The sequence below is a fragment of the Streptomyces sp. NPDC091209 genome, from assembly GCF_044757755.1.
In the GTDB taxonomy this organism is placed as follows: domain Bacteria; phylum Actinomycetota; class Actinomycetes; order Streptomycetales; family Streptomycetaceae; genus Streptomyces.
On record NZ_JBIVVR010000011.1, the window covers coordinates 23702 to 42468 of the forward strand.

General features: G+C 70.8%; 14 protein-coding genes. 3 read left to right on the plus strand and 11 right to left on the minus strand.

The genetic code is table 11. From position 1 onward, the window contains the following. Nucleotides 1-148 precede the first annotated feature (148 nt). The 4 genes from infB to rimP all read right to left on the minus strand — a co-directional run bounded on the left by infB (nucleotide 149) and on the right by rimP (nucleotide 5341). Nucleotides 149-3313, minus strand: a complete 3165-nt coding sequence (gene infB, locus ACIQRL_RS29030; protein ID WP_401337085.1) for a translation initiation factor IF-2 — start codon at nucleotides 3311-3313, stop codon at nucleotides 149-151. Nucleotides 3314-3462: 149 nt separating this feature from the next. Next, on the minus strand, nucleotides 3463-3741 hold the full coding sequence (locus ACIQRL_RS29035; RefSeq protein ID WP_401337087.1) for a YlxR family protein: 279 nt from the start codon (nucleotides 3739-3741) through the stop codon (nucleotides 3463-3465). Between the two features lie 101 nt (nucleotides 3742-3842). After that, complete coding sequence (gene nusA / locus ACIQRL_RS29040; protein ID WP_365873415.1) at nucleotides 3843-4841, minus strand: transcription termination factor NusA; 999 nt, start codon at nucleotides 4839-4841, stop codon at nucleotides 3843-3845. Between the two features lie 2 nt (nucleotides 4842-4843). Further along, nucleotides 4844-5341, minus strand: a complete 498-nt coding sequence (gene rimP, locus ACIQRL_RS29045; protein WP_401337089.1) for a ribosome maturation factor RimP — start codon at nucleotides 5339-5341, stop codon at nucleotides 4844-4846. 263 nt (nucleotides 5342-5604) lie between these two features. On the opposite strand from rimP, the gene ACIQRL_RS29050 reads away from it, so the two are divergent. From ACIQRL_RS29050 to ACIQRL_RS29060, 3 genes are read left to right on the plus strand one after another with little or no spacing between them, the layout of a single operon-like run. Then, complete coding sequence (locus tag ACIQRL_RS29050; RefSeq protein WP_401337091.1) at nucleotides 5605-6195, plus strand: hypothetical protein; 591 nt, start codon at nucleotides 5605-5607, stop codon at nucleotides 6193-6195. After that, complete coding sequence (locus tag ACIQRL_RS29055; protein ID WP_401337093.1) at nucleotides 6192-6674, plus strand: ferritin-like domain-containing protein; 483 nt, start codon at nucleotides 6192-6194, stop codon at nucleotides 6672-6674. The genes ACIQRL_RS29050 and ACIQRL_RS29055 overlap by 4 nt, the downstream gene beginning before the upstream one ends. A 39-nt stretch (nucleotides 6675-6713) precedes the next feature. Beyond that, a complete protein-coding gene (locus tag ACIQRL_RS29060; RefSeq protein ID WP_401337502.1) occupies nucleotides 6714-7670 on the plus strand; it encodes an aminoglycoside phosphotransferase family protein in 957 nt (318 codons plus the stop codon). 368 nt (nucleotides 7671-8038) lie between these two features. Here ACIQRL_RS29060 and ACIQRL_RS29065 read toward each other — a convergent pair whose 3' ends face one another. From ACIQRL_RS29065 to secA, 7 genes are all read right to left on the minus strand, one after another. Further along, nucleotides 8039-9730, minus strand: coding sequence for a proline--tRNA ligase (locus tag ACIQRL_RS29065; RefSeq protein ID WP_401337095.1), 1692 nt, complete (start codon nucleotides 9728-9730; stop codon nucleotides 8039-8041). A 71-nt stretch (nucleotides 9731-9801) separates the two neighbouring features. Beyond that, complete coding sequence (locus ACIQRL_RS29070) at nucleotides 9802-10371, minus strand: GNAT family N-acetyltransferase (RefSeq protein WP_401337096.1); 570 nt, start codon at nucleotides 10369-10371, stop codon at nucleotides 9802-9804. A gap of 61 nt (nucleotides 10372-10432) precedes the next feature. After that, the gene (locus ACIQRL_RS29075; RefSeq protein WP_401337098.1) at nucleotides 10433-11281 is read right to left on the minus strand and encodes a GNAT family N-acetyltransferase; all 849 of its coding nucleotides are present in this window, start codon (nucleotides 11279-11281) and stop codon (nucleotides 10433-10435) included. Nucleotides 11282-11868: 587 nt separating this feature from the next. Then, a complete protein-coding gene (ispG, locus tag ACIQRL_RS29080) occupies nucleotides 11869-13026 on the minus strand; it encodes a flavodoxin-dependent (E)-4-hydroxy-3-methylbut-2-enyl-diphosphate synthase (RefSeq protein WP_401337100.1) in 1158 nt (385 codons plus the stop codon). Between the two features lie 168 nt (nucleotides 13027-13194). Beyond that, the gene (locus ACIQRL_RS29085; RefSeq protein ID WP_401337102.1) at nucleotides 13195-14499 is read right to left on the minus strand and encodes a M50 family metallopeptidase; all 1305 of its coding nucleotides are present in this window, start codon (nucleotides 14497-14499) and stop codon (nucleotides 13195-13197) included. Beyond that, nucleotides 14496-15752: a 1-deoxy-D-xylulose-5-phosphate reductoisomerase gene (gene dxr, locus ACIQRL_RS29090; protein WP_401337103.1), complete on the minus strand. Its 1257-nt coding sequence runs from the start codon at nucleotides 15750-15752 to the stop codon at nucleotides 14496-14498. The genes ACIQRL_RS29085 and dxr overlap by 4 nt, the downstream gene beginning before the upstream one ends. Before the next feature lie 192 nt (nucleotides 15753-15944). Beyond that, nucleotides 15945-18719, minus strand: coding sequence for a preprotein translocase subunit SecA (secA, locus tag ACIQRL_RS29095; protein WP_401337105.1), 2775 nt, complete (start codon nucleotides 18717-18719; stop codon nucleotides 15945-15947). Nucleotides 18720-18767: the final 48 nt, after the last annotated feature.

The following is an 18767-nucleotide window of genomic DNA, read 5'->3' on the forward strand; positions in this document are numbered from 1 at the left end:
GCCGGCCGGATAGACCGGCCGTGTGACCGACCGGGGCCGGTCACACAGTTCCCCGCGCCCCGAAGAGGGACGCGGGGAATTGCGTGATCTGGCAAAAGCCAGGCTGGCCGGCGGTGACTGCTCACCGCCGGCCAGCCTGGGAACCGCTTTACGAGCGCGGCTTCTCGCGCATCTCGTACGTCGCGATGACGTCGTCGACCTTGATGTCGTTGAAGTTGCCGAGGTTGATACCGCCCTCGAACCCTTCGCGGATCTCGGTGACGTCGTCCTTGAAGCGACGCAGCCCGGAGATGTTGAGGCTCTCCGCGATGACCTTGCCGTCGCGGACGAGTCGCGCCTTGGTGTTGCGCTTGACCTCGCCCGAGCGGACCAGGACACCGGCGATGTTGCCGAGCTTGGACGACTTGAAGACCTCGCGGATCTCCGCCGTGCCGAGCTCGACCTCCTCGTACTCCGGCTTGAGCATGCCCTTGAGGGCCGCTTCGATCTCCTCGATGGCCTGGTAGATCACCGAGTAGTACCGGACGTCGACGCCCTCGCGCTCCGCCATCTGCGCCGCGCGGCCCGCAGCGCGGACGTTGAAGCCGATGACGATGGCGTCGGAGCCGGTCGCCAGGTTGATGTCGGACTCGGTGACCGCACCCACACCGCGGTGCAGGACACGGATGTCGACCTCGTCGCCGACGTCGAGCTGGAGCAGCGAGGACTCGAGAGCCTCCACCGAACCGGACGCGTCGCCCTTGATGATGAGGTTGAGCTCCTGCACCAGACCGGCCTTGAGGGCCTCGTCCAGGTTCTCCAGGGAGAACCGGACACCGCGGCGGGCGAAGTTGGCGTTGCGCTCGCGCGCCGCCCGCTTCTCGGCGATCTGACGCGCCGTGCGGTCCTCGTCGACGACCAGGAAGTTGTCGCCGGCGCCCGGGACGTTGGTGAGACCCAGGACCAGGACGGGGGTCGACGGACCCGCTTCCTCGACGTTGTTGCCGTTGTCGTCGAGCATCGCCCGGACACGGCCGTACGCGTCGCCGACCACCATGGTGTCGCCGATGCGCAGCGTGCCGCGCTGGACCAGGACCGTCGAAACGGCACCGCGGCCACGGTCGAGGTGGGACTCGATCGCAATACCCTGAGCGTCCTGCTCCGGGTTGGCCCGCAGGTCGAGCGAGGCGTCCGCGGTCAGGACCACGGCCTCCAGCAGGGCGTCGATGTTCAGACCCTGCTTGGCGGAGATGTCGACGAACATCGTGTCGCCGCCGTACTCCTCGGCCACCAGACCGAACTCGGTGAGCTGACCGCGCACCTTGGTCGGGTCGGCACCCTCGACGTCGATCTTGTTGACCGCGACCACGATCGGCACGTCGGCCGCCTTGGCGTGGTTCAGCGCCTCGATCGTCTGGGGCATCACGCCGTCGTTGGCCGCCACCACGAGGATCGCGATGTCGGTCGACTTGGCACCACGGGCACGCATGGCGGTGAACGCCTCGTGACCGGGGGTGTCGATGAAGGTGATCTTGCGCTCTTCACCGTTGACCTCGGTCGCGACCTGGTACGCACCGATGTGCTGCGTGATACCGCCGGCCTCGCCCGCGACGACGTTCGTCTTGCGGATGGTGTCGAGAAGGCGGGTCTTACCGTGGTCGACGTGACCCATGACGGTCACGACCGGCGGACGGACCACGAGGTCGTCCTCGTCGCCCTCGTCCTCGCCGAACTCGATGTCGAAGGACTCGAGCAGCTCGCGGTCCTCCTCCTCGGGGCTGACGATCTCGAGGACGAAGTTCATCTCGTCCGCGAGGAGCTTCAGCGTCTCGTCGGAGACGGACTGCGTGGCAGTGACCATCTCGCCGAGGTTCATCATCACGCCGACGAGCGACGCCGGGTTGGCGCCGATCTTCTCCGCGAAGTCGGTGAGGGACGCACCGCGCGACAGGCGGACGGACTGTCCGTTGCCGCGAGGCAGCATCACGCCGCCGACCGACGGGGCCTGCATGGCCTCGTACTCCTGGCGCCTCTGCCGCTTCGACTTGCGACCACGACGCGCCGGACCGCCGGGACGGCCGAACGCACCCTGTGTTCCACCACGGCCGCCGGGACCACCCGGACGACCGCCGAAGCCGGGACGACCGCCGCCACCGCCACCGGGACCACCCGGACGGCCGGCGAAACCGCCGCCACCGCCACCGGGACCACCCGGACGGCCGGCGAAACCGCCGCCACCGCCACCGGGACCGGCCGGACGGCCGGCGAAGCCGCCGCCACCCGGACGACCGCCGCCGCCACCGGGACCACCGGGACGACCGCCGCCGGCACCCGGACCACGGCCACCGGGGCCGCCGCCGGGACGCGGGGAGCCCGCGGCCGGACGCTGAGGCATCATGCCGGGGTTCGGACGGTTACCGCCCGGACCGCCGCCGGGACGCGGAGCCTGCGGACGGGGCATGCCGCCCGGAGTGGGACGGGCACCGCCCGGACCGCCCTGCGGACGCGGAGCGCCGCCGGGACCGCCCTGGGGACGGGGAGCACGGTCCTGGCCGCCGGCACCCTGCGGGCGCGGGCCGCCGGGGGCGCCGGCGCCACCGGGACGCGGGGCACCGCCGGGACGGGGCGCCTGCGGGCGCGCCATACCGGTGGAACCACCAGAGGTGAACGGGTTGTTGCCCGGACGGGGACCGGCCGGACGAGCACCCGGACGCGAGGTCTGGCCGCCGGGACGCGGAGCGCCTCCCTGACGGTCGCCGCGCTCGGGACGCTCGGGACGGTCACCACGACCCTGGCCACCCTGGCCGGGGGCACCGGCCGGACGGGCACCGGGACGCGGGGCCTGGCCCGCGGGACGCGGAGCGCCCGGACGGGGACCACCGGCGGCGGGAGCCGCCGAGGGGGTCGACGGCGCGACCGGAGCCGACGGGGGCGCGGTGAACTCGGCCGCGACCGGAGCCGGAGCCGCCGGAGCGGGCTTCGGGGCCGGCTTGGGACCGGGAGTCGGGCGCGGGCCCGGGGCTGCCGGGGTGACCGGAGCAGCCGCGGACGTCTCGGCCGCGGCCGGCTTCGGGGCCGGCGGGCGCGGGGCGGCCGGACGGGCCGCCTGCGCCGGAGAGGGGGCGCCCGGCTTGGCCGGGGCAGCCTTGCGGGGGGCGGGCTTGCCGCCACCGTTGCCCTGCTGGAGGGCATCTGTCAGTTTGCGTACGACGGGGGCCTCGATCGTCGAGGACGCCGAACGGACGAATTCACCGAGTTCTTGGAGCTTGGCCATGACGACCTTGCTCTCTACGCCGAACTCCTTGGCGAGTTCGTATACCCGGACCTTAGCCACTTCGCTCCTTTTAGGTCCGGGTCTGCGTCCGGACCGTCGCTACTTCATGGGCGTACTCATCGCGTGCTCATCGAGTGCTCATCGCAATCTCGACCTACTTCCAACTCGCGGAATACCAGGGCCGCACGGGGGTTCCGCACGACGCTTTCTTACGGGTTTGCCTGCTCGACGTAGAGGCGCAGCGCCTCGGTGTCGAGCGGTCCCGGGGCGCGCAGCGCCCGTGGGATCGCCCGGCGGCGGACCGCCAGATCGAGACAGACCGGAACGGGATGCACGTACGCACCCCGGCCGGGCAGCGTACCGCGATGATCGGGGGCGCATTCGCCCTCGACCGCCACGATGCGCAGCAAGTCTCTCTTGGCCGCTCGCTCCCGGCACCCCACACAGGTGCGTTCAGGGCATGCGCGGGCTCGCGTCCGGCCAGACACTCTTGAGTCTACCTCCCCGTACCGACCTCACCCCTTTGGGGCAAGAATCGAACGGTTGTTGTCGTGATGTAAGCGATCCGCGGGCCGGATCTATTCCCGGTCTATTCCCCGCGCTGCTCGGCGGGCTGCTCGGTGTCCGGACGGATGTCGATCCGCCAGCCGGTGAGACGGGCGGCGAGGCGGGCGTTCTGGCCCTCCTTGCCGATCGCCAGCGACAGCTGGTAGTCGGGAACCGTCACGCGCGCGGAGCGGGCCGCGAGGTCGACGACCTCGACCTTGGAGACACGGGCCGGGGAGAGCGCGTTCGCCACCATGTCGGCCGGGTCGTCCGACCAGTCGACGATGTCGATCTTCTCGCCGTTCAGTTCGGCCATCACGTTGCGCACCCGGCCGCCCATCGGGCCGATGCAGGCGCCCTTGGCGTTCAGGCCGCTGCGGTTGGACCGGACGGCGATCTTCGTGCGGTGGCCGGCCTCACGGGCGATGGCCGCGATCTCGACGGAACCGTCGGCGATCTCCGGCACCTCCAGCGCGAAGAGCTTCTTCACGAGGTTGGGGTGCGTACGGGACAGGGTCACGGACGGACCGCGGACTCCCTTGGCCACCCGTACGACGTACGAGCGCAGGCGCAGGCCGTGCTCGTAGTTCTCGCCGGGGACCTGCTCCTGCACCGGCAGGATGGCCTCCAACTTGCCGATGTCGACGAGCACGTTCTTCGGGTCACGGCCCTGCTGGACCACACCGGTGACGATGTCGCCCTCGCGGCCCGCGTACTCGCCGAGGGTCGCGTCGTCCTGGGCGTCCCGCAGGCGCTGAAGAATCACCTGCTTGGCGGTGGTCGCGGCGATCCGGCCGAACCCCGACGGGGTGTCGTCGAACTCGCGCGCCTCCTGCCCCTCCTCCAGGTCCTCCGGGTCCTCCTTCGCCCACACGGTCACATGGCCGGTCTCCCGGTCGAGTTTCACGCGCGCGCGCCGACGGCTTCCCTCGGTGCGGTGGTAGGCGATGAGGAGGGCCGACTCGATCGCCTCGACCAGCAGGTCGAAGGAGATCTCCTTCTCCCGCACCAAACCCCGCAGGGCACTCATGTCGATGTCCACGGCTACGCCTCCTCTTCCTTCTTGTCCTTGCGGCTGAACTCGACCTGGACGCGGGCCTTGACGATGTCCGCGAAGGCGAGCCGCTTGGCGGTGGGCTTGCGCCCCTTCACGCCCGGCACTTCGACATCAAGACCGTCGTCCTCGACCCGCAGGATCCTGGCGAGCAGTTCTTCGTCCTCCGAAAGCTGGAACTTCACCAGGCGGTCGGTGGCACGTACGTAGTGACGGTGCTCCTTGAGCTCGCGCTCGGCACCGGGGGTTCCGACTTCGAGGGTGTACTCCCCCGCGCCCATCGCGTCCGTCTCGTCGAGCTTCGCCGAGAGCGCACGGCTCACATCGGCGATCGCGTCCAGGTCGGCACCTTCGTCCGAGTCGACGACGACGCGCAGAACACGCTTGCGGCCTACGGTCTCCACTTCGATCTCTTCCAGATCGAGGCCCTGGAAGCTCACGAGCGGATCCAGGAGTTCTCGCAGCCTCTCGCTCTGGGTCGTGCTCATCCGGGTGACTCCTCGGCCGCGTGTGCTGTTGTGGGTTGGTCGCGTGTCAGCTCAAAGGGTATCCGGTCGCGGAGGGTGTTGCCGTCCACCGGGACGCGTGTGCTCGCGCGGACAGGTCCCGAGGAGCATCCGCGAAATCGCGCCGGAGACAGACCGGAGACAGATGGGAGAGAGCCGCTGGGCGGTGATCGGCCGATGCGCGGGTACCGTGATCGCGGGCAGCTCGCCCATACTTTCGTTCGAGCCCTCCGAGGACGTCTGCCGTGTCGTTCCCCCTGCCGTCGCGCACCCCGTCGGGTCCGCGCCGAAGGACCCTGCTCGCGGCCGCCGCGGGCGCCTTCGCGCTCGCGGGCTGTTCCGCTCCCGAGCCGTCCAGCGACACGACGGGCGGCAGCCCCTCGGCCGCGGACCGGGCCCGCGCGCGGGCGGCCCGCGACAGCCTGACGCTCTCCGACCGGTACACCGCGGTGATCGCCGCCCATCCGGGCCTGGCGGAGCGGCTCGGCCCGCTGCGGGCGGAGGTCGTGCGCCATGTGACGGCGTTCGGAGGCGGCAGCGCGGGGGCGTCGGCGTCCCCGTCGGGGTCGGCGTCTCCCTCCCCCTCGTCCGCGTCCGCGCCGGCTCAGAGTTCGGCTTCGAGTTCGGCTTCGGCTTCGGCTTCGGCCAGTGCCTCCCCCGGTGTGGCGGCCCGGCCCAAGGACGCGCTCGCCGACCTCGCCACCGCCGAACTGGCGCTCGCGGACGAACGGACGCAGGCCCTGGTGGAGGTTCCCGGCGAGCTCGCCCGACTGCTCGCCTCCGTGGCGGCGGCCGGTGCGGCCCACGCGTTTCTGCTGACGAAGGCGGCGAAGTGAGCAAGCGGAACGAGCGGAACAGGACCGAGGAAGCCGAGCTCAAGGCCCTGCAGGCCGCGCTGGGCGCCGAACACGCGGCCGTCTACGGCTACGGCGTCGTCGGCGGCCGGATCGGAGCCCCCCGGCAGGCGGACGCCCGGTCGGCGTACGACGCCCACCGGGCACGCCGGGACGAACTGGCGCGAGCGGTGAAGGACATGGGCGGCACACCCGACGCCGCCTCGGCCGCGTACATGCTGCCGTTCCCGGTGACGGACACCGCCACGGCCGTACGGTTCGCGGCCGAACTGGAGGAGCGGGTGGCCGACGTGTACTCCGACCTCGTGCGCGCCGCCACCGGCGACCGGCGGCGCATGGCGGCCGGGGCGCTGCGGGAGGCCGCGGTCCGTGCGGTGCGGTGGAGCGGCGAGAGCGTAGCCTTCCCTGGGCTCGCCGAGCGGGCGGGCGCCCCGTCCGCCACGGCGCCCTCACCGACGTAACGCGACCTGGAAGGGAACCTCTCGCGCATGGACTCGCGCATGGCCTTCGAACCGCCGCAGCGCCTCCTCCGGGCGCTCGGCGAGACCCGCCGGAGCGGGCCGGAGGGGGCCGACGAGGCCGACGTGTGGCTGGAACGGCTGCCCGGGACGGCCCAACAGGCCGCCGATCTACGCGAGTTGACCGTGGAGCGGGTGCAGGCGCCGGGTGGGCGCAGCAGTCTCGTCGTCCTGGTGCGGCAGGCCGACGGCACGCCCGCCGTGCTGAAGCTGGCGCCCGGGCGGGCGCGTCCGGAGAGCGAACGGGCCGCGCTCGCCCACTGGGACGGACGCGGCGCGGTCCGGCTTCTCGACCGGGACGACACCCGCGAAGCCCACGACACCCACGGCGTCCTGCTGCTGGAGCGGCTGCACCCGGACCTGTCCGTACGGTCGCTGCCCGAGGCGAAGGCCCTGCTGGAGGCGGCGGGGACGCTGCGACGGCTGTGGGTCGAGCCGCCTGCCGGCCAGGCCTTCGAGACCGTCGCGGAGCGCACCGGGCGTCAGGCCGAGGCCATGCGGGCCACGGCGACAGCCGAGGACGCCGCCGGGGCGGGTACCGAGGTGAGGGCCCTGGTCGACGCGGCGCTCGCGGCCCGCGAGGAGTTGCTGGCCGGGCCGCCCGAGGCACGGCTGCTGCACGGCACCTTCCGGCAGAGCAAGGTGCTCGCCGGGGAGCGCGCGCCCTGGCTGGCCGTGGGACCGGACCCGGTGGTCGGCGAGTGCGCGTTCGACCTGGCCCGGCTCGTCCGTGACCGGGTCGAGGACCTCATCGCGTCGCCTTCGGGGCCGTCGAACACCCGGCGCAGGGTCAAGCGGCTCGCCGAGTCCCTGGACGTGGACCAGGAGCGGCTGCGCGGCTGGACCCTGTTCCGCGCCGTCGAGTCGGGCGTCCGGGCGGGCCGGGTCGGCCGCCTGCGCGACGCCGAACTCCTCCTGGAGTTCGCGGGCTGGCTCTGAGGGCCGTCCCGACTCCCGCTCCACTGTGGCGAGTTCGAGGCCGTCGGACGACGACCGGAGACCCGGCCGGGGTCGCGGGCCGGTCCGGCGATGGGCCCGTTTCGAATCCCCGGCGCACCACCGTCGGCACCCGCTCGGCACCACCGTCGGCACCCGCTCGGGTCCCCGTCCGGCTTCGCCAGTTCACACGTGCGCACGGCACAAGACCCGTACGCCGCACGGCACATGGCGCATGACGGCCCGTCAACGTCCCGTGTGCACGGGAAGCAGTCGGGGAGAAATGGGCCGGCGGCGCCCCCGACCTCCTCTTCGAGGGGCGGCGCCCCCGCCCCTCGAAGAGGAGGTCGGGGGCGCCCCCGGGTGAATTGCTACGCCGTCAGGCGGGCGATCGCCTCTTCGACGGTCAGTTCCTCGCGCTCGCCGGTACGACGGTCCTTCAGCTCCACGACGCCCTCGGCCGAGCGGCGGCCGGCGACCAGGATCGTCGGTACGCCGATGAGTTCGGCGTCGGTGAACTTCACGCCCGGGGAGACGCCGGCACGGTCGTCGACCAGGACGCGGACACCCGCGGCGCCGAGCTTCTCGGACACGTCGAGCGCCAGCTCGGTCTGGAGGGCCTTGCCGGCGGCGACCACGTGCACATCGGCGGGCGCGACCTCCTTGGGCCAGCACAGGCCCTGCCCGTCCGCCGACTGCTCGGCCAGCGCTGCGACCGCGCGGGAGACGCCGATGCCGTACGAGCCCATGGTCACGCGGACCGGCTTGCCCTGCTGCCCCAGGACATCGAGGCCGAAGGTGTCGGCGTACTTGCGGCCGAGCTGGAAGATGTGACCGATCTCGATGGCACGGTCCATCTTGAGGCCGGTGCCGCAGGCCGGGCAGGGGTCGCCCTCTTCCACCACGACGACGTCGAGGTAGTCGTCGACCTCGAAGTCACGGCCGGCCACGACGTTCTTCGCATGCGTGTTGATCTTGTTGGCGCCGGTGATCCAGGCCGTGCCGGGCGCGACGCGCGGGTCGGCGATGTAGCGGACCTTCTCCAGACCCTGCGGGCCCACGTAGCCGCGTACGAGATCGCCCCGGCCCTCGAAGTCCTCGGCCGTGACGAGCTCGACGACGGCCGGTGCGAGGTGCTCGCCCAGCTTGCCGAGGTCGACCTCGCGGTCGCCGGGGACACCCACGGCCACGATCTCGCCGTCGACCTTGACCAGCAGGTTCTTCAGGGTCGCGGAGGCGGGCACGCCCAGGTGCTCGGCGAGCGTCTCGATGGTCGGGGTGTCGGGGGTGTCCAGCTCCTCGACCGGGCCGTGCTCCGCGGAGACGGGCGTGAGCGTGAAGGTCACGGCCTCCGTGTTGGCGGCGTAGTCGCAGGCCGGGCAGTCCACGAAGGTGTCCTCACCGGCGGCGGCGGGCGCGAGGAACTCCTCGGAGGCCGAGCCGCCCATGGCGCCGGAGACGGCGGACACGATGCGGTAGTCGAGACCGATGCGAGCGAAGATCTTCTGGTAGGCCTCGCGGTGCAGCCCGTAGGACTCGGCGAGACCCTCGTCCGTGATGTCGAAGGAGTACGAGTCCTTCATCTGGAACTCGCGGCCGCGCAGCACGCCGGAACGCGGGCGGGCCTCGTCGCGGTACTTCGTCTGGATCTGGTAGAGCATGACCGGCAGGTCCTTGTACGAGGCCACCTGGTCCTTCACGATCAACGTGAAGATCTCCTCGTGCGTCGGGCCGAGCAGGTACTCGGCGCCCTTGCGGTCCTTGAGGCGGAAGAGGAGGTCGCCGTACTCCTCCCAGCGGGCCGAGGCCTCATAGGGCTCCTTGGGCAGCAGGGCCGGGAGGAGGACCTCCTGCGCGCCGATCGCGTCCATCTCCTCGCGGACCACCCGGGAGATGTTGTCGAGGACCTTCTTGCCGAGCGGCAGCCAGGTCCAGATGCCCGCGGCGTTGCGCCGTACGTAGCCGGCACGGACGAGCAGCTTGTGGCTGAGCGTCTCGGCGTCCGCCGGGTCGTCACGCAATGTCTTGACCATCAAACGGGACATGCGCTGGACCTGGGCCATGATTCTCGACTCCTGCTGCGTGAGGGTGATGTCTGGAGGTTAGCCGGGCAGCGGCCGTCCCCGGAAATCCGTTATCTGTGTCGCAGCGGAAGCGGGGCGCCCATCACGGCGTACGGCTTGGGTGCGCTGGGGAACAGGACCTGCCGTGCGAGGTCCTCGTAGCCGAGCGAGCGGTACAGGCCGCGGGCCGGGCTGTCGAAGTCGATCGCGGAGAGGATCGAGCGGGGTTCGGCCGCGGTGTCCGTGATGGAGGTGATCAGGGCACGGCCCACACCCCGGTTCTGGAAGCGGGGGTGGACGTGCAGTTCGGTGATCACGAAGGAGTCGTCGAGCCAGCCGTCGTGGCCCCGGCCGCGCAGATACGGTTCGACGACGGTGGACCACCAGTGCGCCCGGTCGTTGGGCATGCCGTAGACGAAGCCGACGAGCCGTCCGTCGGGCGTGGTCGCGCCGAGCGCGTGGGCTCCCGGGTAGGTGAGGTGGCGCAGCACGATCTGACGTCGTACGGCGATCTCGTCGGCGCCGAGCCCGAAGGCCAGCGCCTGCACGGCGAGCGCCTCGTCGACGCGCGCGGTGAGATCCAGCGGGCCGATGACCACGTCGTGGGAGTCGCGGGGGCCCTGACCGGGGAAGCGCAGCATGCCGGGAGACTACCTGGCGAACAGTGGGACATGTGAGGTCCCGGTGGGCCCGCGCCAGGCGTCAGAACAGGACGCTCATGAACGCGCCGACCTCCTGGAACCCGACACGGCGGTACGTCGCCCGCGCCGCGGTGTTGAAGTCGTTGACGTAGAGGCTGACGACCGGGGCGACATCGGCGAGGGCGTAGCGCAGCACGGCCGCCATGCCCGGGGCCGCCACTCCCTGGCCGCGGTACTCGGGGGCCACCCACACGCCCTGGATCTGGCAGGCCTGGCCGGTCGCGGCGCCGATCTCCGCCTTGAAGACGACCTTGCCGTGCTGGTCGAGGCGGGCGAAGGACCGGCCGGAGCCGACGAGTTCGGCCACCCGGGCCTGGTAGAGCAGGCCGCCGTCGCCGGCCATCGGCGAGACGCCGACCTCCTCGGTGAACATGGCGACACAGGCCGGCATGATCGTCTCCATCTCGTCCTTGCGGATGCGGCGGACGAACGGATCCGGGGCGATGGCGGCGGGCAGCCGGTCGGTCACCATCAGCGGCTGGTGGGCGCGGACTTCGCGGGCGGGTCCCCAGCTCGGTTGGAGCAGCCGCCACAGCTGGGCGGTGGGTCCGGCGGGCCCGACGATCGAGGAGCAGCGGCGGCCGCCCCTGCGGGCCCGGTCGGCGAAACCGCGCACCGCGCGCTGGGTGGCGCAGATCGGGACGAGGTTGGCGCCCGCGTAGCAGAGGGACTGCAGCATGCCGTCCTCGTACCAGCCCCACATCTCGCCGCCGAGCCGCCATGGGTCCAGCCCGGCGACCTGTACACGGGAGGCGACGAAAGCGTTCGCCACCGGCTCGCGGCCGAGAACGGCGAGCGCGGCGTCCAGGTCACTCGGTTCGAGGACCCTGGTGGTGGTCTGGGTCAACACGTACGGAGGCCTCACCCTGGGGTCTGCTGATCTCCGCACTGTACCTGGCGAGGTTGTGCCCCGCCCGCCCTCTTGCACGGGCGGATCGGCCGGGGCAGGCGCGCCCGTGCCGGGCGGACCGGCCACCCGACACGCGGGGGCCGCTCGCCCGGGCCCCGCGCTCTCGGGGGCATGGGCCCGGTGCGAGCCGCGCGGGGAACCCGCCCGGCCCGGATCCACCCGGGAACCGGTGCCGGACCCGGGGTCACCGAGCCCGGCCCTGGCCCCCGGAAGCGTCGGCCGAACCCGAGTTCGCCAGGAACCTCAGCCCGTCCGCGGTTCACCGGGAGTCCAGGCCGGTCGGTCGGGAGTTCACAGGGAACGCCTGCCGGACCCGATCGACCGGGAGTCAGGACCGGACCGGAGCTCGCCAGGGACCTGGTCGTCGTACTCGTAGGGGATGCCCGATGAGCAGACCTCGGCCGGACCCGGGGGCACCGGGAACCCCCGCCGGACCGGGATTCGGCGGGGGTTCGGCTTGTTTCGGGGTTCTCCGTGAAGGTGGGGTCGTCCAAGGGCGGGCGTGGGGAGCGGAGTCCGGGGGGAGGTCAGCCGGCGACGGATACGGACGGCTCGCCGGAGGCGATGCCCTCGGCCTCCATCTGCTCGGCGAGCTTCATCGCCTCCTCGATCAGGGTCTCCACGATCTTCGACTCGGGGACGGTCTTGATGACCTCGCCCTTGACGAAGATCTGGCCCTTGCCGTTGCCGGAGGCGACGCCGAGGTCGGCCTCGCGGGCCTCGCCCGGACCGTTCACGACACAGCCCATGACGGCGACGCGCAGCGGGACCTCCATGCCGGTGAGGCCCGCGGTGACTTCCTCGGCCAGCTTGTAGACGTCGACCTGGGCGCGGCCGCAGGACGGGCAGGAGACGATCTCCAGGCCGCGCTGCTTGAGGTTCAGCGACTCCAGGATCTGCAGGCCGACCTTGACCTCCTCCACCGGCGGGGCCGACAGGGAGACGCGGATGGTGTCACCGATGCCCTCGGAGAGCAGGGCACCGAACGCGACGGCCGACTTGATGGTGCCCTGGAAGGCGGGGCCGGCCTCGGTCACGCCGAGGTGCAGCGGGTAGTCGCAGGCGGCGGAGAGCTGACGGTAGGCGTTGACCATGACGACCGGGTCGTTGTGCTTGACCGAGATCTTGATGTCCCGGAAGTCGTGCTCCTCGAAGAGGGAGGCCTCCCAGAGCGCGGACTCGACCAGCGCCTCGGGCGTGGCCTTGCCGTACTTCTGGAGCAGGCGCCTGTCGAGCGAGCCCGCGTTGACGCCGATGCGGATCGGGGTGCCGGTGTCCTTCGCGGCCCGCGCGATCTCCTTGACCTGGTCGTCGAACTGCTTGATGTTGCCGGGGTTGACGCGGACGGCCGCGCAGCCGGCGTCGATCGCGGCGAAGACGTACTTCGGCTGGAAGTGGATGTCCGCGATGACCGGGATCTGGGACTTCTTGGCGATCGTGGCGAGCGCGTCGGCGTCGTCCTGGGTGGGACAGGCGACGCGCACGATCTGACAGCCGGAGGCGGTCAGCTCGGCGATCTGCTGAAGCGTGGCGCCGACGTCCGACGTACGCGTGGTCGTCATCGACTGCACCGAGACGGGTGCGTCTCCGCCCACGGCCACGGTTCCGACCTGGATCTGCCGGGTCTTCCGGCGCTCGGCCAGCTTGGTCGGAACGGACGGCATGCCGAGAGAAATCGCAGTCATCTGCTGTGCAACCCCAAGTTGTGGATCAAGGTCCCGGAATCGTGGGCTCCAGGCTTCGAGATTACGGTACGGGCGCGCCACCGAGCACATCACGCCCCCGCCCCTAAACCCACTCAATGGAAGGCGGCCGGACACCCAGGGTGCCCGGCCGCCGCCAACGCAGGCTTACTAGGAGATTTTGACCGGGTTAACCACGTCCGCCACGAGGACCAGAAGCGTGAAGCAGACGAAGATTCCGGCCACCACGTAGGCCACCGGCATCAGCTTCGCCACGTCGAAGGGGCCCGGGTCGGGTCGCTTGAGGACCTTCGCCGTGTTGCGGCGCAGGGCCTCCCACAGTGCGCCCGCGATGTGCCCGCCGTCTAGCGGGAGCAGCGGGAGCATGTTGAACAGGAACAGCGAGAGGTTGAAGCCGGCGACCAGCAGGAGCATCATCGCGACCTGCTGCGACGCGGGGATGTCCAGGGTGAAGACGTCGCCGCCGATGCGGGCCGCGCCGACCACGCCCATCGGGGAGTCGGCCTTGCGCGGGCCGTCGCCGAAGGCCGCGTTCCACAGGTCGGGGACCTTGCCGGGCAGCGAGACCAGGGACTCGACGCCGTTCTGCATCATGTCGCCCATGCGGTTCACGGACTCGCCGAGGGACTGCTGGACGATGCCGGAGGCGGGCGTGAAGCCGAGGAAGCCGGCGTACACGTACTTGCCCTCGACATAGCCGCCGTTGCCGTCGGTCTTGCTCACCTGGTTCTTGATCAGGTGGGCCTTCAGGGCGAGCTGCTGCCCCTTGCGCTCGACGGTGATCATGACGTCCTTGCCGGGGTTGGCCCGGATGTCGGACTGGAGCGCCGACCAGTCACCGACCGGCTTGCCGTCGAACGCGACGATCTTGTCGCCGCCCTTGAGGCCCGCGGCCTTGGCGGGCGCCGCCTCGTCGTTGTTCGCGCACTTCGTACGGTTCTCGCTCTGCTGGATGACGCAGTCCGACACCTTGCCGACCGTGGTGGTCTGGGTCTGGACGCCGAACGTCATCATCACGCCGAGGAAGATCGCGACGGCCAGGATCAGGTTCATGAAGGGACCGGCGAACATCACGATCACGCGCTTCCACGGCTTGCGCGTGTAGAAGAGGCGGGTCTCGTCGCCGGGCTGCAGTTCCTCGAAGGCCGCCGACCGGGCGTCCTCGATCATGCCCCGGAAGGGGGAGGTCGAGCGCGCCTCGATCCGGCCGTCCGGGCCGGGCGGGAACATGCCGATCATGCGGATGTAGCCGCCGAGCGGGACGGCCTTGATGCCGTACTCGGTGTCACCCTTCTTGCGCGACCAGATGGTCGGGCCGAAGCCGACCATGTACTGCGGCACCCGGATGCCGAAGAGCTTGGCCGTCGACAGATGTCCCAGCTCGTGCCACGCGATCGAGATCAGCAGCCCGAGCACGAAGACGACTATGCCGAGGATCATCATCAGGGTCGTCATGCACGAGCCTCCGCGATTGTCGTCTGTGCCGTCAGTTCACGGGCCCGGGCGCGCGCCCAGGTCTCCGCTTCGAGGACGTCCGCGAGGGTCAGGGAAGTTCCCGTACGCGGTGTGCCGTGTTCCTCGACGACCCGGGTGACGGTCTCCATGATCCCGTTGAACGGCAGTGTGCCGTTCAGGAACGCGTCCACGCACTCCTCGTTGGCGGCATTGAACACCGCCGGGGCCGTACCCGCGAGCTGCCCCACGTGCCGGGCGAGCCCCACGGCCGGGAAGGCGTCGTTGTCGAGCGGGAAGAACTCCCAGCTCGACGCCTTCGTCCAGTCGAACGCGGGAGCCGCGTCGGGGACGCGCTCGGGCCAGCCGATGCCGATGGCGATGGGCCCCCGCATGTCGGGGGGCGTCGCCTGGGCGATCGTCGAGCCGTCCGTGAATTCCACCATCGAGTGGACATACGACTGAGGGTGCACGACCACCTCAATCCGATCGAAGGGAATGTCGTAGAGGAGGTGCGCCTCGATGACTTCCAGTCCCTTGTTGACCAGGGTCGCGGAGTTGACCGTGATGACCGGGCCCATGGCCCAGGTGGGGTGCGCGAGCGCGTCGGCCGGTGCGACGTCCGCCAGCTCGGCCTTCGTACGGCCGCGGAACGGACCCCCGGAGGCGGTCACGACGAGCTTGCGCACGTCCGCGCGGGTACCGGAGGCCAGCGCCTGGAACAGGGCGGCGTGCTCGGAGTCGACCGGGATGATCTGGCCCGGCTTGGCCAGCGCCTTGACGAGCGGGCCGCCGACGATGAGCGACTCCTTGTTGGCGAGCGCGAGGGTGCGGCCCGCCTCCAGGGCGGCGAGGGTGGGCGCGAGGCCGATGGAACCGGTGATGCCGTTGAGGACGGTGTGGCAGTCGGAGGCGGCGACCTGTGTGGCCGCCTCGGGTCCGGCGAGGATGTCGGGAAGGGTCTCACCGGGGGCGTAGTGGGCCGCGAGGGCCTCCCTGAGCGCCGGGACGGCGTCCTCGCGCGCGACGGCGACCGTCCGTACCCGCAGTCGGTGGGCCTGCTCGGCGAGCAGGGCGACCCTGCCTCCGGCGGCGGACAGCGCGGTGACCCGGAAGCGGTCGGGGTTGCGCAGCACGAGGTCGATGGCCTGGGTGCCGATCGAGCCGGTGGATCCGAGGATCACGACATCGCGGACTCCGTCCACGGGGTCGAAGACGTGATGCGGATCAGCGAGGGGGGCTGGACTGTCGCTCATCCCCCCATTGTGGCCGCATCGGGTCCGCCGAAGGACAGCGCGTCCCTCATTCACGCCGTCTCCCCCTCGTTTCCCGGTGCCCGGCCGCGTCGAGGGGCCTCCGCGGGGCGGGGAGGCCCTGTACGGGCGCCGGTGGGCGCGTGCCGGTCCGCTGGGATTCCGGCCTGCCCCGCCGCCGTACTGAACCGCAGGTCAGCGCTTACGACGGCGTCCGGATCCGGACCTCGGCCGCTTGGGACGGTTCCGCGCGGGCGGTCCGTCGGCGGTGTCGTCGGCGGGTCCGGGTGCCGTCGGCACGGTCCCGGGCGGCCGTGTCCGGGCGAACGCGCCTTCGATCACCCCGTCGGCCGTGTCGAGCGTCGGTGCGGTGAACAGGAGGCCGTCGGTGCGGTCGCGCCGGTCCAGGGTCTCGGTGGCCGGGCCGGTGGTGTCGAGGTTGAAGACGTATCCGACGGATTCCTCCTTGATGGCGTCGGTCATGGCTCCGTACATGTCGAAGCCCTCGCGCTCGTACTCGATGATCGGTTCGCGGCCGAGCGTCCAGCGCAGACCGATGCCGTCGCGCAGGTAGTCCATCTCGTACAGGTGCTCGCGCCACTTGCGGTCGAGGACGGAGAGGACGACCAGGCGTTCCAGGTCACGCAGGGTGTCGGGGCCGAGTTCCGTCTCACGGTCCTCGTAGCGGGTGCGGATGTCCTCGGTCACCGCCTCGACGATCCGTTCGGTGGTGAGGTCGTCACGGCCGCCGTGGCGGTCCTCCAGCTCCCCGACGGTGATCCCCACGGGGTAGAGCTGCCCGAGCGCGCCCCACAGGCGATCGAGGTCCCACTCCTCGCCGAAGCCCTCGCCGGTCTCCTGCTCGACGTACGCCCGGACGGTGTCCTCCATGAAGTGGACGATCTGTTCGCGCAGGTCCTCGCCGGCCAGGACACGGCGGCGTTCGGCGTAGATGAGCGTGCGCTGCCTGTTGAGGACCTCGTCGAACTTCAGGACGTCCTTGCGGGACTCGAAGTGCTGCTGTTCGAGCTGTGCCTGGGCGGAGGCGATGGCGCGGGTGACCATCTTGTTCTCGATGGGTACGTCGTCGGGGACGTTCGCCATGGACATCACACGGTCCACGACGTTGGCCCGGAAGAGCCGCATCAGGTCGTCCTCCAGCGAGAGGTAGAAGCGGGAGGCGCCGGGGTCGCCCTGACGGCCTGAGCGGCCGCGGAGCTGGTTGTCGATGCGCCGTGACTCGTGGCGTTCGGTGCCGAGTACGTAGAGGCCGCCGAGTTCCTTGACCTCGTCGTGCTCGGCCGCGACCGCGGAGGTGATCCGGTCGAGCACCCTCCGCCGTTCCTCCGGGTCCGCGTCCTCGCCCGTCTCGGCCAGTGCCATGGCCTCGGGGTTGCCGCCGAGCATGATGTCGGTGCCGCGGCCCGCCATGTTGGTGGCGACGGTGACGGCGCCCCAGCGTCCCGCCTGGGCGACGATCTGGGCCTCGCGCCGGTGGTTCTTGGCGTTGAGGACCTCGTGCCGGATGCCCTGTCCGCGCAGCAGGGCGGAGAGCAGCTCGGATTTCTCGACGGAGGTGGTGCCGACCAGGACGGGCTGGCCGAGGTCGTGCTTCTCGGCGATGTCGGTGAGGATCGCGGCGTACTTCGCCTCCTCGGTGCGGTAGATCTGGTCGGGGTCGTCGCGCCGGACCATGGGCCGGTTGGTGGGGATCGGGACGACGTGGAGCTGGTAGATCTGGTGGAACTCGGCGGCCTCGGTCATGGCGGTGCCGGTCATGCCGGCGAGCTTGTCGTAGAGGCGGAAGAAGTTCTGCAGGGTGATCGTGGCGAGGGTCTGGTTCTCGTCCTTGATCGTGACGCCTTCCTTGGCCTCGATGGCCTGGTGCAGGCCCTCGTTGTACCGGCGGCCGTCGAGGATGCGGCCGGTGTGCTCGTCGACGATCAGCACCTCGCCGTCCACGACGACGTAGTCCTTGTCCTTCTTGAAGTGCTCCTTGGCCTTGAGGGCGTTGTTGAGGTGGCCGATCAGCGGGGTGTGGTCGGACTCGTAGAGGCTGTCGATGCCGAGCTGGTCCTGGAGGAAATCGACGCCGGAGTCGAGGATCGAGACCGTGCGCTTCTTGGGGTCGTACTCGTAGTCGTGCCGCATCCGCAGTTCGGCGAGGCGGTCCTTGTCGGCCTGCGTGGTGAACTGCTCCTCCTGCACCCGTACGCCCTTCATGTGCTGGGCGAACGCGGCGAAGGCCTCGTACCAGTGGGTGGGCTGGTCGGCCGGGCCGGAGATGATCAGCGGGGTGCGGGCCTCGTCGATGAGGATCGAGTCGGCCTCGTCGACGATCGCGAAGTGGTGGCCGCGCTGGACGAGTTCGTCCCGCGACCAGGCCATGTTGTCGCGCAGATAGTCGAAGCCGAACTCGGTGTTGGTGCCGTAGGTGACGTCGCAGGCGTACTGGGCACGGCGTTCGGCGGGGGTCGACTCCGCCTTGACGACGCCGACGGTCAGGCCCAGGTAGCGGTACGCGCGCCCCATCCACTCGGCGTCGCGCCGGGCCAGGTAGTCGTTGACGGTGACGAGGTGGACTCCCTCTCCGGCGAGGGCGTTCAGATACACCGGCAGGGTGCCGACGAGGGTCTTTCCCTCACCGGTCTGCATCTCGGCGACGTTGCCGAGGTGCAGTGCCGCTCCGCCCATGATCTGTACGTCGAAGTGGCGCATGCCGAGGACGCGGCGGGACGCCTCGCGCATCGCGGCGAAGGCTTCCGGCAGCAGGTCGTCGAGGCTCTCGCCGGCGGCGTGACGTTCCTTGAACTCCGGTGTGAGCGACTGGAGTTCCTCGTCGGTCAGGGCCCTGAACTCCTCCTCCAGGGAGCCCACCTGCGCGGCGAGCCGTTCGAGGCGGTGCAGCACCCGGCCCTCGCCCGCCCGCATGATCCTGCCGGTGATGGCGTCGAGACCTTTTCCTGACATGGGAATTCCCTCGCAGTCCGGCGCGGTCGATGCCGGGGAGAACCGCCA